Source organism: Streptomyces sp. NPDC087270 (assembly GCF_044744625.1).
Classification (GTDB): domain Bacteria; phylum Actinomycetota; class Actinomycetes; order Streptomycetales; family Streptomycetaceae; genus Actinacidiphila.
Genome location: NZ_JBIUYR010000012.1, coordinates 190,870 through 205,118 on the forward strand (window position 1 = coordinate 190,870; position 14,249 = coordinate 205,118).

11 protein-coding genes are annotated in these 14,249 nt (G+C 73.6%); 7 read left to right on the forward strand and 4 right to left on the reverse strand.

What is annotated here, in order from left to right:
- Complete coding sequence (locus tag ACIPAE_RS24395) at positions 1 to 720, reverse strand: VIT1/CCC1 transporter family protein (protein WP_402447836.1); 720 nt, start codon at positions 718 to 720, stop codon at positions 1 to 3.
- Positions 721 to 978: 258 nt separating this feature from the next.
- On the opposite strand from ACIPAE_RS24395, the gene ACIPAE_RS24400 reads away from it, so the two are divergent.
- Entirely contained in the window at positions 979 to 2,661 is a 1,683-nt protein-coding gene (locus ACIPAE_RS24400; protein WP_402447838.1) for a M14 family metallopeptidase, read from the forward strand.
- Positions 2,662 to 3,163: 502 nt separating this feature from the next.
- Here the strand turns inward: ACIPAE_RS24400 and ACIPAE_RS24405 are convergent.
- The 3 genes from ACIPAE_RS24405 to ACIPAE_RS24415 form a co-directional block, all read right to left on the reverse strand.
- Complete coding sequence (locus ACIPAE_RS24405; protein ID WP_402447840.1) at positions 3,164 to 4,765, reverse strand: amidohydrolase; 1,602 nt, start codon at positions 4,763 to 4,765, stop codon at positions 3,164 to 3,166.
- The gene (locus ACIPAE_RS24410; protein WP_402447841.1) at positions 4,758 to 5,405 is read right to left on the reverse strand and encodes an FMN-binding negative transcriptional regulator; all 648 of its coding nucleotides are present in this window, start codon (positions 5,403 to 5,405) and stop codon (positions 4,758 to 4,760) included. The genes ACIPAE_RS24405 and ACIPAE_RS24410 overlap by 8 nt, the downstream gene beginning before the upstream one ends.
- Before the next feature lie 156 nt (positions 5,406 to 5,561).
- Positions 5,562 to 7,208: a PucR family transcriptional regulator gene (locus tag ACIPAE_RS24415; RefSeq protein WP_402447843.1), complete on the reverse strand. Its 1,647-nt coding sequence runs from the start codon at positions 7,206 to 7,208 to the stop codon at positions 5,562 to 5,564.
- Between the two features lie 402 nt (positions 7,209 to 7,610).
- On the opposite strand from ACIPAE_RS24415, the gene ACIPAE_RS24420 reads away from it, so the two are divergent.
- From ACIPAE_RS24420 to ACIPAE_RS24445, 6 genes are all read left to right on the forward strand, one after another.
- Positions 7,611 to 9,182, forward strand: coding sequence for an ABC transporter substrate-binding protein (locus ACIPAE_RS24420; RefSeq protein WP_402447845.1), 1,572 nt, complete (start codon positions 7,611 to 7,613; stop codon positions 9,180 to 9,182).
- 36 nt (positions 9,183 to 9,218) lie between these two features.
- On the forward strand, positions 9,219 to 10,148 hold the full coding sequence (locus ACIPAE_RS24425; RefSeq protein WP_402447847.1) for an ABC transporter permease: 930 nt from the start codon (positions 9,219 to 9,221) through the stop codon (positions 10,146 to 10,148).
- Positions 10,141 to 11,082 carry an ABC transporter permease gene (locus tag ACIPAE_RS24430; RefSeq protein ID WP_402447849.1) on the forward strand — a complete coding sequence of 314 codons (942 nt, stop codon included), beginning with the start codon at positions 10,141 to 10,143 and terminating at the stop codon, positions 11,080 to 11,082. Before ACIPAE_RS24425 ends, ACIPAE_RS24430 begins: the two co-directional genes overlap by 8 nt.
- The gene (locus tag ACIPAE_RS24435; protein WP_402447851.1) at positions 11,079 to 12,134 is read left to right on the forward strand and encodes an ABC transporter ATP-binding protein; all 1,056 of its coding nucleotides are present in this window, start codon (positions 11,079 to 11,081) and stop codon (positions 12,132 to 12,134) included. Before ACIPAE_RS24430 ends, ACIPAE_RS24435 begins: the two co-directional genes overlap by 4 nt.
- Positions 12,131 to 13,135 (forward strand): ABC transporter ATP-binding protein, encoded by a 1,005-nt coding sequence (locus ACIPAE_RS24440; protein WP_402447853.1) that lies wholly within the window; start codon positions 12,131 to 12,133, stop codon positions 13,133 to 13,135. The genes ACIPAE_RS24435 and ACIPAE_RS24440 overlap by 4 nt, the downstream gene beginning before the upstream one ends.
- Before the next feature lie 214 nt (positions 13,136 to 13,349).
- A complete protein-coding gene (locus ACIPAE_RS24445) occupies positions 13,350 to 14,213 on the forward strand; it encodes an isocitrate lyase/PEP mutase family protein (RefSeq protein WP_328471198.1) in 864 nt (287 codons plus the stop codon).
- Positions 14,214 to 14,249: the final 36 nt, after the last annotated feature.

The window sequence follows — 14,249 nt, forward strand, 5'->3', positions numbered from 1 at the left end:
TCAGGACACCCCCGTGCCGACCAGCAGCCCGACCCCGAAGGTCACCGCCGCCGACAGCCCGCCGAGCACGAGTTGCCGGCTCGCGCCGAACCACCCGGAGCGCGCGGTGAGTTTCGCGGTCAGCGCGCCGGTGACGACCAGCCCCGCGGAACTGGCGAGCAGCGCGGGCACCAGGCCGGATGCGCCGAGCACGAACGGCAGCAGCGGGACCAGGGCGCCCAGCGCGAAGGCGGCGAACGAGGAACCCGCCGCCGACCAGGGGGAGGGCAGGTCGTCCGGGTCGACGCCCAACTCCTCGCGTACGTGCACGCGCCAGGCGACGTCGGGCTCGGCGGTCAGCGCCCGGGCGACCTCCTCCGCCAGCTCCTGCCGTACGCCCTTCGCCTGGTAGGCCAGGGTCAGCTCGCGCAGTTCCCCGGCCGGGTTGGTGGCCAGTTCGTGCTGCTCGCGGGCGATCTCGGCCTGCGCCAGCTCGTTCTGGGACGACACCGAGACGAACTCGCCGGTGGCCATCGAACAGGCGCCGGCGGTGAGGCCGGCCAGACCGGTGAGCAGGATGGTGTGGGTGCCGGCGCCGCCGCCGACGACGCCGGCGACCAGGGCGAAGTTCGACACCAGGCCGTCCACCACGCCGAAGGTCGCCGGTCGCAGCCAGCCGCCGGTCACATCGCGGTGCTGATGGTGGATCTCGGCCGTGCCGAGGTCCGCTGTCGCGGTCATGCGCGGGTCCAATCTCGGCCGGGGGAGTGCCCTACCCGGCCCGGCCGGCAAACAGGGAGAACGACCACGGTCATTCGCGTTCTCGGGTCGTGCTCGGGTCATGGAGCACTGTGGCCGCCGGGCCGGTCCCCGTGATTGGCGGCGGACGAGAACTCGGCCGGGAAACATTGGCCGCCCGCCCAAAGCACCGGGCGCGGGCCGCGCGCAGACTGGCCGCGCTTGCCAGGCTGCCGCCGTGCGATTGCGAGGACTCGCCCCATGATCCGCCCGCTGAAGTTCGACAGGTTCTACGTCCACGACGAGTTGACCGCGCTGCTGCGGGACTGGGCCGACGGCCGTCCCGACCTCGCGGCGCTGGAGAGCGTGGGCCGCTCGTGGGAGGGCCGCGACATCTGGCTGGTCACTCTCACCAACACCGCGACCGGCCCGGCCGCCGAGAAGCCGGCCCACTTCGTCGAGGCGGGCATCCACGGCACCGAGTGGTCGTCCTGCTTCGCGGCCCTGCACCTGGTGCACCGGCTGCTGACCGGCTACGGGACCGACGAGCGGGTGACCAGGCTGCTGGACACCCGCGCGGTCTACGTCGTCCCGCGGCTCAACCCGGACGGGCACGAACACGCCATGGCCGAGGGCCGTTTCATCCGCTCCAGCGTGCGCCCGCACCCGAGCCCGGACGCCGATCCGGGCCTGCAACTGCGGGACGTCGACGGCGACGGCCGGGCGCTGTTCATGCGGGTGCGCGACGCCGACGGGCCGTGGAAGACCCACCCCGACGAGCCCCGGCTGCTGGTGCCGCGCGAACCCGACGAGGTCGGCGGCGACTACTTCCGGCTCTTCCAGGAGGGCGACGTCACCGGCTACCGCGGCGACGTCGTCGAGGTCGCGGAACCGGTCGAGGGCCTGGACCTGGGCCAGAACCTGCCGACCGACTGGGAGGCGGCGCCCGCGCTGCCGCGCAACGCCGGGCCGTTCCCCGGCTCCGAGCCCGAGACGCAGGCGGTGCTGCGCGCCGTCACCGACCGTCCGAACATCACCGGTTGGGTCACCTGCCACACCTTCGGCGGCCTGCACCTGTGCCCGCCGATGAACGCCGGCGTCCGGCTGCCCGGCCCCGACCAGCATGTCTACGACGTGTTCGGCGCCAAGGCGGCCGAGCTGACCGGGTACGACGTCATGTCCTTCCAGGACCTGAAGCACGACCCGGCCGCCGACTTCCGCGGCGGCCAACTGGGCTGGTACTACCACCAGTTGGGCATCTTCGCCTGGATCACGGAGTTCTGGAGCCCGCAGCGGGCGGCCGGCATCGAGTCGTACCACGCCTCGCGCTGGCTGATCGACCACCCGGTCGAGGACGACCTGCGGATGATCAAGTGGAGCGACGCCGAACTCGACGGCAAGGGCTTCGTCTCCTGGTACCCCTTCACGCACCCGCAGCTCGGACCGGTGGAGCTGGGCGGCTGGGACATGATCAACTACTGGTACAACCCGCCGATGGACCGGATCGAGGCCGAAGTCGCCCCGCACACCGAGTGGGTGATCTTCCAGGCGCTCGGCTCGCCGCGGATCGAGGTCCGCCGGCTGACCGCGACCCGGCTCGCGCCGGACGTGCACCGGGTCCGGCTGGTCGTCGGCAACACCGGCTGGCTGCCCACGTACGTCACCAGGACCGCGCTCGACCGCGGGGTGGCGGGGGAGCTGTCCGCGGAGATCACACTGCCCGGCGGCGCGGAACCGGTCACCGGCGAGCGCGTCGAACGCCTCGGCCAGCTGGAGGGCAGGAGCGGCACCCTGTCGTCCACCACCTGGTGGGGCCATGACCCGGGCACCCCCGACCTGACCGCGGTGGAGTGGACGGTCCGGGCCCCCGCGGGGACCGTCGTCGCCGTCACCGCCCGGCACCCCCGAGCGGGCACCGCCCGCGCCGAGGTCCAACTCGGCTGACCGCCCGCCGAGTCGGGCGGGTGAACGGCCCAGGGGCCGCGGGACGCATGTCCCCGCGGCCCCTCCGCCGTGCCGGCGGTGCGCGCCATGTCTGGGGGTGCGCCATGTCCGGCGGTGCACGATGTGCGGTGGGTGCGCGATGCGCGCGGCGGCACGCCGTGTCTGGTGGTGCGTGACGCGTGGTGGTGCGCATGTGTCCGGCGGCACGCCGTGTCCGGTGGTGCGCGCCATGTCTGGCGGTGCGCCATGCCCGGCGGTGCGTGACGCCCGGCGGTGCGTGATGCGCGCGGCAGCACGCCATGCCTGGTGGTGCGCGACGCGTGGCGGTGCGCGATGTGCCCGGTGGCGTGCCATGCCCGGCGGTGCGCGCCATGCCTGGCGGTGCACGTCGCCCGGCAGTGCGCGACGGCGGACGGCCGTCCGGTGGCGCACGCGCCCGCACGGCCGTCCGGTGGGTGCCACCGGACGGCCGCTGTTCCCGCCCCGTCCCGCCCGGTCGCTGCTACCCGGCCGGCGCCGGCTGTGGCTCCTGGTCGGCGCGGTGGGTGAACCGCCCCGCGAGCAGCGTGCAGAAGACCGGCATGGCGGGCAGGTCGTGCGGGGCCGGCAGGGCCGGGTCGTACTCGGTGACCACGAGGTCGCCGGGATCGCCCACGCGCAGCGCGCGGCGGCCCGCCGCGGCGGCGGCGAGCGCGTCGGGCACCCCGATCGCCTGCTCGGGGTGCCACTCGGGCCGCCCGTCCGCGCCGGTGCGGTGCACCGCCGCGGCGATGCCCGGCCACGGGTCGAGCGGCGAGACCGGCGCGTCCGAGCCGATCTGCAACCGCGCACCGGCCCGCGCGAGGTCGGCGTAGGCGAACGACCGCTCGGTACGGCCGGCCCAGTGGCGGTCGGCGATGTCGCGGTCGTCCGCGGCGTGCGCGGGCTGGACGCCGAGCACGAGCCCCGGCCGGGCGAAGCGGGGCAGGTCGGCCCGGTCGATCAACTGGGCGTGCTCGATCCGGCCCGGGCAGCCGACCTCCTCGAAGGCGTCCAGCGCGATGGTGTTGGCCCGGTCGCCGATGGCGTGCACGGCGCTGTGGATGCCGTGCCGCGCCGCGTACGCCATCAGCCGCCGCAACTCGGCCGGTTCGGTCTGGAGGATGCCGTACTCCTGCCCGGCCGCCGTCACCCCGGGATAGGGCTCGTTGCACAGCGCGGTACGGGTGTTGAGCGAGCCGTCGACGAAGAGCTTCAGCGGCCCCATCCGCACCATGCCCCCGGTGCCCGGCAGCCGGTCGCCGGTGCGCAGGCCGAGGGATACGGCCTGGTCCAGGTAGGCCGGGTAGACGGCGCAGGCGACCCGGGTGTCCAGCGGCTGCCGGCCGGCCCTGCGGGTCCAGTCGGCGACGTTGTCGGCGTACTCGAAGTCCAGCAGGCCGACCACGCCGCGCGCCGCCGCCGCCCGGAGCGCGTCGGCGACCCAGCGGTCGACGACCGCCGGATCGGCCGCGCTGAGCCGGGCCACCGCGTCCAGGCAGTCCGCCTCGCGCAGCACCCCGGTCGGGTGGCCGTGCACGCCGAGGCGGTGCAGCGCGGCCTGGTTGAGCCACGCGGTGTGCAGGTCGTTGCTGACCAGGGCGACGGCCTGGCCCGAGCCGTCGGACCAGGCGAGCAGCGCGGGCTCCGGGCGGTCGGGCCACAGCCCGTCACGGAAGCCGAAACCGATCAGCGGCTCGTCCGGGGCTCGTTGCCCGACACTCGCGGCCCGTTGCCCGGCACCCGCGGCTCGTTGCCCGGCACCCGCGGCTTCGGCCATCGTTCGGGCCGCCTCGGCGGCGGACCCGGCGCCCGACAGGTCGACCCGGCGCCGCGCGCTGGCCCACTGCACCATGTGCACGTGCGCGTCCCACAGCCCCGGCAGCACCGTACGCCCGCCGGCGTCCACCACCTCGCCCGCGGTCCGCGCCAGGGCGTCGGGGGCCTCGGGGGTGATGGCGGCGATCCGGCCGCCGTCGATCATCAGGTGCGCGAGCGGCCCGCCGGAGCCGAGCCGGACATTGCGCAGCAGCACGCGGGCGGCCCGCCCCGCGGCCGTCCCGGTGGCGGTCTGCGGTTCAGTCACCGGGCACCAGCACCCGACGCATCGCCGCGGCCAGGGCCGGGTTGCCGTGCGGGCCGCCGTCCTCCAGGGCCTCGACCACCCGCCGCGCGACCTCGTACGGCTTGTCCTGGCTGAGCTTGTGCTTGCCGACCACCCGGCTGGGCCGCAGCCGGAAGGCCGTGGTGTACGGGGCGATCTCCCGCGCGTAGTCCGCCACGGTGTCCAGCCGCCACGGCTCCGGCCGGTCGGCCTCGAAGTGCTCCACGGTGCGCTCCAGCACCCGGTAGCCCGCCGCGCCCTCCAGCACGGTGGGCCGCCCGTGCAGGTGCGCGACGACGAAGTTCCAGGTCGGCACGTACGGTCCGGCGCGGTAGCTGCTCGGCGAGACGTAGCCGCCGGGTCCCTCGACGATCACCACCACGTCGTGCGCGCCCAGTTCGTGCAGCTCGGCGTCGGCCCTGGCCAGGTGCCCCACGATCGTCAGATCGCCCCCGCCACCGTCCCCGCCCTCGTCCGGTCCCGGGTCGGGGATCACCGGCAGATGGGAGACCACCGGGCCGCCCCGGCCGGTGGCGCTGACCAGGGTCGCCCAACCGTGGCCCGCGACCAGTTCACGTAGTCGTACCGGGTCGGTCAGGGCGTAGATCGGTTGTTCCAGCATGGGTTCCCCATCGGCTCGGCTGCGTTGTCCGGGCGACGGTATGCGCGGGGAGGGGGTCAGGAAATCGTGCGGCCCGTGCAATTGAGCCGGGGGGCGTTGTCGGCGCGGACAGCGGCAGCGCGCCGGGGGCGTCGGCTCGGCGCGCGCCGGCCGGTGTCACCCGGAGATCTGGTGCAGCCGCAGTTGCAGCCAGACCACGAGCCGGGTGTCGGGGTCGTCCAGGTCGAGGTCGAAGAGCTCCTGGATGCGGCGGACCCGGTAGCGCAGGGTGTTCTCGTGCACGGCCAGCCGCGCCGCCGCGGGAATCGCCTCGCCGAAGGCGTCCAGGTACGCCAGCAGCGACTGGGCGTACGTGGTGGAGTGCTGCGCGTCGTGTTCGATGATCCGCTGCACGGGGCCCGGTGGCAGGTCGACCGACGGGGCGCCGCGCTCGGTCAGCTCCATCAGCGTCACCCGGCTGCGGACGTCGGTGACCGTGGCGATCGTGGGCGCCTGCGCGCTGCCGGCCAGCGCCCGCAGCACCCGGTCCGCGATACGCCGGCCGGCCGGCACCTCGCCGAGCCGGGCCGCGGGCACCCCGATGGCGACGCGCAGGGCCAGGCCCGCGCTGCGCTGCACCGTGCTGACCACGTTCTCGGCGAACTTCACCACCCGCCGCTCGGCGCCCGCGTCGGTCCTGGTCGGGAGCAGGGCGTAGACCAGGCCACCGGTCGTCGTGCACAGCGCCTGCGGATGCCACGCCTCGCAGTACAGACCGACCAGGTCGACGATCCGGGCGCCGCCGAGGCCGGGCATCTCCTCGGGTGCGGCCTGCGCGAACGCCACCACCGTGCTGGTGGTGTCCTCGGCGATGCCCAGCTGCGCCGCCGCCGTACGCCCCGACACCGCGCCGTCCAGCAGCGACGCCAGCGCCTCACCGCGGCTCCACCGGTCCGGGTCCCGGTGGCTGCGGGCCCGCAGCAGATGCAGCGCGGTGACCTTCGCGGCCTCCTCCAGCGCGGTCTCCGCGCCCTCGCCGAGCGGCGGGTTGCCGTCCAGCGCCCACAGCAGCCCGAGCAGTTGCGGCCCGGCGCGCACCGCGACCGCCAGCCGGTCGACGTGCTTGGTGTCGGGGATGTCGAAGCGCACGGGCCGGTCGGCGCGGATGACCCGGTGGTACTCGTCGAGGTTGGTCGGGCGGTCCGGGGTCTGCCGGCCCAGGATGCCCTGCCGCCGGATCTCGTCGATCTCCTGATGCGGCAGGTTGGAGTAGGCCAGCACGTGACCGAGCGGGTCCTCGATGGTGATCGCCCCGCCGACCTGGTAGGCGATCGCGTTGGCCAGCGGGAACAGGTCGCCCATGCCGATCGAGGTGTACGTGTCCTGGGCCGGCCCGGACGCGCTGGTCGCGGCGGTGACCAGCGCGTCGAAGTGCCGCCACGGCATGTCGTCGGGGATCACCAGCAGGGCGACACCCGCCGCGCCCGCCACCGCGGTGGCCGCCGCCAGGTCGCCGCCGCGGGTCTTGACGACGACCGCGCTGTAGCGGGCGGCGCCGGCCTGCCGGATCGCGTCGAGGCAGTCCTCGCGCTCCGGCGAGCCGCCCACGACCAGCAGCACGCCGTCGGCCTGCCCCGGCACCGGCTCGCACAGGTCGTGGACGACCTGCCGGCCGATGAGGACGTCCTCACTCTGCGGTGCGCACTCGACCTGGAGCACCAGCGGACCCAGGTGCTCGCGCAGGCGGCGCAGCGTCGTGCCGGCGGGCTCGTCGCGCGCTGTCGAGCCGGTGACCTGCGAGGAGGGACGGGAAGTGCTCGGCATCGCCACATCATAGGCACCCCTGGCAAGCCCCGGCCGGATCGCGCCCCGGTGACGTAACGCAGTCGCCGTCGGGGGACGGGCGGGATGCGTGGGGCACTGCGCGGGCACATTCGGCGGGTATCCGGGCACACCCGGCGGGCATCCGGGCGCACCAGGCATGGCCCGGGAGCGGCCCTCGGCCGCAGGGCATGTGCGCCGAGACAAAGCGGCTGCGGCGTTTTTGCCCGCTCCGATAAAGCTGCCGCCTCGGTAAGGGGGCCAGTCTCGGCTCACCCGAAAACCAGACCGCGCCTGGAGGTACCCGAGATGACTCCGCCACGACCAGGACGTGTCACCCGGTCAGGACGTCTCAGCCGGCCGGGACGTGCCGACCGGCCGGGACGCACCGGCCGCAGAACCGCGGTGGCCCTGTGCGCGGTCGGCGCGCTGGCCGCCGTGAGCGCCTGCGGCGGGGGAGGAACGCAGGCCGGCGGTGCGACAGCCGACGGCGGCTCCTACTCGATCGGCGTTCCGACCTGGTACATCGCCCATCTCACCCCCGGCCGGGCCGGGTTCAGCGGTGTCGCGGACGCCATCTGGACCCCGCTGACCCAGGTCGACCGCAGCGGCAAGGTCGTCGACGCCGTCGCCAGGTCGGTGCGCTCCACCGACCAGCGGCACTGGACGATCACCCTGAAGTCCGGGTGGAAGTTCCAGAACGGCGAGCCGGTCACCGCGCAGTCCTTCGCCGACTCGTGGAACGCCGCCGCCTACGCGCCCAACACCATGGCCAACGGCTACCTGTTCGCCGGCATCGAGGGCTACGCCGCGCTCAACCCGCCCGACGGCAAACCCACCACCGACAAGCTCTCCGGCGTGCGGGTGACCGGCACCGACACCCTTGAAGTGACCCTGACCCGGCCGCTGTCGACGTTCCCCTACGTGCTGGCCGGCACCGCCTTCGCCCCGATGCCCAAGGCCGCCTTCAAGAACCTCGCCGGCTACGACCGGCTCCCGATCGGCAACGGCCCCTACCAGGTCGCGGCGCCCGGACTGGCCCCCGGCGGGCAGCAGATCACCCTCAAGCGCTTCGACGGCTACCCGGGTGCCAAGGGCCACGCGGCGCAGATCACCGTCAAGACCTACCAGACCGACGCCACCGCGTTCACCAGCTTCCGCTCCGGCGCCGTCGACATCGCCACGGCCGGCGGCAACGACCTGTCGACGGCGAGCCGGACCTACGCCGCGCAGCTCGTCACCTCGCCCACCGCCGCGGTGGAGTACCTCGGCTTCCCGCTGTGGGACCGCCGGTTCGCCGACCTGCGGGTGCGGCAGGCGTTCTCGCTGGCCATCGACCGCAAGGCGATCGTCGGCTCGCTGCTCCAGGGCCATGCCCAGCCCGCCGCGGACATCGCCCCCGACGTGATCGCCGGCGGGGGCGGCACCGACTGCGCCGCCTGCGGCTACGACCCCGCCAGGGCACGGCAGTTGCTGGCCGCCGCGGGCGGCTGGCACGGCTCGCTGACCCTGTGGACCAAGCAGGAACCCGAGTCCCAGACCGTCCTGGAGGCGATCGTCAACCAGCTGCGTACCAACCTCGGCATCACCTCCATCTCGCTGAAGGTCCAGCCGACCGACCAGATCTACCCCAACCTGCTGGCGCACAAGACCACCGGGCCGTTCCTGCTCTACATGGGCGCGGCCTACCCGAACATCTACTCCCAGGACGACCAGCTCTTCGGCAGCAGTTCCGGCACCAACGTCACCGGCTACAAGAGCGCCGGCTTCGACGCCCTGATGGACAAGGCCGCGGGCGCCACCACGACCGCCGACGGGCTGCGGTTCGCCCGGCAGGCCGGCCGCACCGCGATGGCGGACCTGCCGCTGGCCCCGCTGTACTACCCGGTCAGCGGCGCCGTGCACGCGAAACGGCTCTCCGGGGTCCGGCTGGGCTACCTCGGCGACGTCGACCTCTCCTCGGTCACCGTCCGATGAGCGCGGCCGGCCGCGCCGCGCCGCGAGGGGGCCGGTGTGGGTAGCTACCTGCTGCGCCGCGTGCTGCTGATGGTCCCGGTGCTGGTGGGCACGACCTTCGTCATCTACGCCGCGGTCTACGCGCTGCCCGGCGACCCGGTCCAGTCGCTGGCCGGCCCCGGCCACGTGGTGACCCCCGCGACGGCCGCGGCGATCAGGGCGCACTACCACCTCGACGACCCGTTCCTCGTGCAGTACTGGCACTACGTCACCGGCCTGGCGCACGGCGACTTCGGCATCGACCTGAACAACACGCCGGTCTCCGCGGTGATCACCGCGAGCTGGCCGATCACGGTCAAACTCGCGGCCCTGACCTGGGTCATCGAGGCGGTCGCCGGGATCGCGCTGGGCTGCCTGGCCGCGCTGCGGGCCGGCCGGCCCAGCGACCTGGCGGTGCTCGGCGGGTCCAGCCTGGTCCTCGGCGTGCCGTACTTCATCACCGCCTACGTGGCGCAGAACCTGCTCGGGGTGAAGCTCGGCTGGTTCCCGGTGTCCGGCACCGACGCGGGCTGGCCGCTGAGTTACCTGGTGCCCGCGCTGTGCCTGGCGCTGCTCGGAGTGCCGGAGATCTCCCGGCTGACCCGGGCGAGCATCCTGGAGAACCTCGGGGCGGACTTCGTCGTCACCGCGACCGCCAAGGGACTCAGCGGCACCCGCGTGCTGCTGCGGCACGTGCTGCGCACCTCGCTGGTGCCCGTGGTGTCCATGCTCGGGACCAACCTGGGCTACCTGCTGTCGGGGACGATCCTGATCGAGGGCATCTTCAACCTGCCGGGCCTGGGCTACCAGGTCTTCCAGAGCGTGCAGCAGCACGACGGCCCCACCGTCGTGGGCATCAGCACCCTGCTCGTGCTGGTCTTCCTGTTCGTCAACCTGGTCGTGGACCTGCTCTACGGCGTGCTCGACCCGAGGATTCGCCTTGACTAGCGCCCTGCGGAGGAGGACCTCCGCCGACACCGGGCCCGACGCCCCAGCCCCTTCCCCCGACGCCCCCGCCCCCGCCCCCGGCGGACCTGCCGACCGCGGCACCCTGCGGCGCCTGCTGCGCCGCCCGCGCTTCTTCCTCCCGCTGTCCGCCGTCGTGCTGCTGTGCGCCATGGCGGCCGTGCCGTCGGCCTTCGCCGGCTGGTTCGGGCACGGCGATCCGCACCAGTGCTCCCTGGCGCACAGCGGGCAAGGGCCCACCGCGGGCCATCCGTTCGGCTACGACGTGCAGGGCTGCGACCTCTACAGCAACGTCATCCACGGCGCCCGCGACTCCCTCAGCATCGGCCTGCTGACCACCGCGCTCACCCTGGTCGTCGCCGTCGTCCTCGGCTCGGTCGCCGGATACTTCGGCGGCCTCCTCGACCTGCTGGTCAGCCGGCTGATGGACGTCTTCTTCGGCTTCCCCATGCTGGTCGGGATGATCGTGGTGCTGGAGACCTTCAGCGTGCACAGCATCCTGAGCGTCTCGCTGGTCCTCGCGCTCTTCTCCTGGCCGGTGCTCACCCGGATCATGCGCTCCTCGGTGCTCGCCGTGCGCGGCCTGGACTACGTCACCGCCGCCCGTGAACTGGGCGCGGGACCGCTGCGGATCGTGCTGCGGCACGCCGTTCCCAACGCGATCATGCCGGTGGCGGTGCTGACCAGCATCAACATCGGCGGGGTGATCACCGCGGAGGCGTCGCTGACCTTCCTCGGTGTCGGCCTGACCGCCCCCGCGATCTCCTGGGGCGTCCAACTCAACACCGCGCAGCAGTACTTCACCACCCACCCGGGCCTGCTGCTGTTCCCCGCCCTGTTCCTGTCCCTGGCCGTGCTCAGCTTCGTCCTGCTGGGCGACTGCCTGCGCGACGCGTTCGACCCGAGGCTGCGATGACCACCATCGAAGACCCGCCCACCGCCCGGACCCACCCGCTCGCCCGGTTCCCCGGATACGATCCCGCCGCGCCCCCGCTGGAAGTCGTCGACCTGCGGGTGGCCTTCGCCGGCCGGACCGGGCGGCCCGGCACCGGCAGCGTCGTGGTCGACGGTGTCGGCTACCGCACCGAGCCCGGCCGGACGCTGGCCGTGGTCGGCGAGTCGGGCTGCGGCAAGAGCCTGACGGCGCGCGCGGTCATGGGCATCCTGCCGCCCGGCGCGGCCGTCACCGGCGGATCGATCCTGCTGCACGGCATCGACCTGCTGCGACTCGACCGGCGCGCGCTGCGGAAGATCCGCGGCCGGCACATCGCCATGGTCTTCCAGGACGCGCTGTCCGCGCTCAACCCGGTGCTGCCGGTCGGCTTCCAGATCGCCGAGGTCTTCCGCGCCCACCGCGGCCTGACCCGCCGTCAGGCGGCCCGGGAGGCGGTGGCCATGCTCGACCGGGTGCGCATCGCCGACGCCGCCCGGCGCGCCGGCCACTACCCGCACCAGTTCTCCGGCGGCATGCGGCAACGGGTCATGATCGCCATGGCCCTCGCCCTCACCCCCGAGGTCCTGATCGCCGACGAGCCCACCACCGCTCTCGACGTGACCGTGCAGGCGCAGATCCTGGAACTGCTCGCCGACCTCCAGGCCGAACACGCCATCAGCCTGGTGCTGATCAGCCACGACATGGGCATCGTCGCCAACGCGGCCGACCGCGTGGTGGTGATGTACGCGGGCCGGGTCGCCGAGCAGGCACCGGCCGGCGCCCTCTACCGCCGCCCGGCCCACCCGTACACCCGGGCGCTGCTGGACGCGATCCCGCGGCGCGGCTCGCGCGGCCGCCCGCTCGCCGTGCTGGAGGGCTCGCCGCCGGACCCGGCCGCGATGCCGGACGGCTGCGCGTTCCGGGCCCGCTGCCGGTACGCGGACGAGGCGTGCGCGGTCGCCCCGCCGCACCACGGCGTCGCCCCCCTGCGCACCAGCGCCTGCCACCACTGGAAGGAGGTGGTCGGCGGATGACCGGCGCACCGCTGATCCTCGAAGTCCGCGACCTGGTCAAGCACGTGCCGGTCGGCGGCGGACCGCTGCGGCGCGGGACGGGGCAGGTCAGGACCGTCGACCGGGTGAACCTGGAACTGCGCCGCGGCGAGACCCTGGGCCTGGTCGGCGAGTCCGGGTGCGGCAAGTCCAGCCTCGCCCGGCTGCTCACGGCCGTCGACCGGCCGTCCTCGGGTGAGATCCGGCTGATGGGCGAGCGGCTCGACGCGTTGCGCGGCAGCCGGCTGCGGGCCGCCCGACGGCACATCAGGCTGGTCTTCCAGGACCCCTTCGCGTCCCTCGACCCGCGGATGACCGTCGAGGCGATCGTCCGCGAGCCGTACCTGATCCACCGGGACGCCGCCCCGCGCGGCGAGCACCGGCGGATGGTCCGCGAACTGCTGGAACTCGTCGGCCTCAACCCCGACCACGCCGGCCGCTACCCGCACCAGTTCTCCGGCGGGCAGCGCCAGCGCATCGCCATCGCCCGCGCGCTGGCGCTGCGCCCGGAGATCCTGGTCTGCGACGAGCCGGTCTCCGCCCTCGACGTCTCCGTACAAGCCCAGATCGTCAACCTGTTCACCTCGCTCCAGCGCGAACTGGGCATCGCCTACGTCTTCATCGCCCACGACCTGTCCGTGGTCGAGCACATCGCGGACCGGGTCGCGGTGATGTACCTCGGCAGGATCGTCGAGGAGGGCACGGCCGAGGAGGTGTACGACCGCCCCCGGCACCCGTACACCGACGCGCTGCTGTCCGCCGTCCCCGACCCGGTCCCCGATCTGTCCCGGACCTCCGCCCGGGTGGTGCTCCACGGCGACGTGCCGAGCCCGCTCGATCCGCCCGCGGGCTGCCGCTTCCACACCCGCTGCCCGCACGCGGCCCCCGAGTGCGCCACCCGCGAACCGCCCCTGCGCGCCCCGGACACGCCGGCCGTCGCCCACGCGGCAGCCTGCCACTTCCCGCTGCACACGGCTCCCTGAGGTGCGCGGGGGCGGGTGCCGCCATACGGCCCGCGGCCGGCGCTTCCGTGACGTTTCTGCGGTGAACGGGTTAGCCCGCGTGAGTGACTAAAGGCCCAGTCATCTATGAATCAAGACTCGGCACCGGAACCATCCTCTTTTGGTAAAGGGTCCCCGTTTCGGGACGGCCCGGGCCGCGCCCGTTCAGAGGGCGCCATCATCCAAGGGAGTCACCTTGAGCTACGGAAACAAGTTGCGTGCGCAGATCGCCGCGCCGGGCACGACGCCGTTGATCGGCGTCTACGACATGTACTCGGCGTCGCTGGCCGCTGAGCACTTCGACGGGATGTTCGTCTCCGGCTTCGGGTTCGCCGCGTCGTACTACGGCCTGCCCGACATCGGGTTCATCGCCTGGCCGGACATGGTGGGCTTCGTGCAGCGGCTGCGCGGCGCCTTCCCCCAGCAGCACCTGCTGGTGGACATCGACGACGGTTACGTCGACCCGGAGGTGGCCTGCCATGTCGTGGAGGGACTGGAGCGGATCGGGGCCTCCGGGGTGATCCTGGAGGACCAGAAGCGCCCGCGCCGCTGCGGGCACGCCGACGGCAAGCAGGTACTGCCGTTGGAGGAGTACCTGGAGAAGCTGGAGATGGTGCTGGCGACCCGCCGGGACCTGGTCGTGGTGGCGCGCACGGACGCGACGGAGGAGAAGGACATCCTGCGCCGCGCCGAGCGCCTCGCGGCGACCGACGCCGATGTCGTCCTGGTGGACGGGGTCCGCAGCGTGGAGTGGATCAGGCGGATTCGCGAGGCGGTCGGCAGCAAGCCCCTGCTGTTCAACCAGATCGCCGGCGGCAAGTCCCCGCGGCTGTCGCTGAGCGAGCTGACCGAGCTCGGCATGGACGTGGCGATCTACAGCACGCCGTGCCTGTTCGCGGCGCACGCGGCGGTGGGTGCGGCGCTCGTCGACCTCAAGGCCGCCGACGGACGCCTTCCGGTCGTCGATGAGGTGGAGGGGATCGGCGTCGCGGCGTCCACCCGGCTGCTGGAGCGGAACATCGCCCGCCACCACCCCGACGTCGAGCTGGCCGGCGTATGAGCCGGGGTGCGCACGCGGCTCTCCCGGGGTCGCGTT

What these genes read in the sequence shown, in the direction of transcription:
- ACIPAE_RS24395 (WP_402447836.1), bottom strand. Translation starts at nt 720, where the DNA reads ATGACCGCGACAGCGGACCTCGGCACGGCCGAGATCCACCATCAGCAC.
- ACIPAE_RS24415 (WP_402447843.1), bottom strand. Translation starts at nt 7,208, where the DNA reads ATGCCGAGCACTTCCCGTCCCTCCTCGCAGGTCACCGGCTCGACAGCG.
- ACIPAE_RS24435 (WP_402447851.1), top strand. Translation starts at nt 11,079, where the DNA reads ATGACCACCATCGAAGACCCGCCCACCGCCCGGACCCACCCGCTCGCC.
- ACIPAE_RS24440 (WP_402447853.1), top strand. Translation starts at nt 12,131, where the DNA reads ATGACCGGCGCACCGCTGATCCTCGAAGTCCGCGACCTGGTCAAGCAC.
- ACIPAE_RS24400 (WP_402447838.1), top strand. Translation starts at nt 979, where the DNA reads ATGATCCGCCCGCTGAAGTTCGACAGGTTCTACGTCCACGACGAGTTG.
- ACIPAE_RS24410 (WP_402447841.1), bottom strand. Translation starts at nt 5,405, where the DNA reads ATGCTGGAACAACCGATCTACGCCCTGACCGACCCGGTACGACTACGT.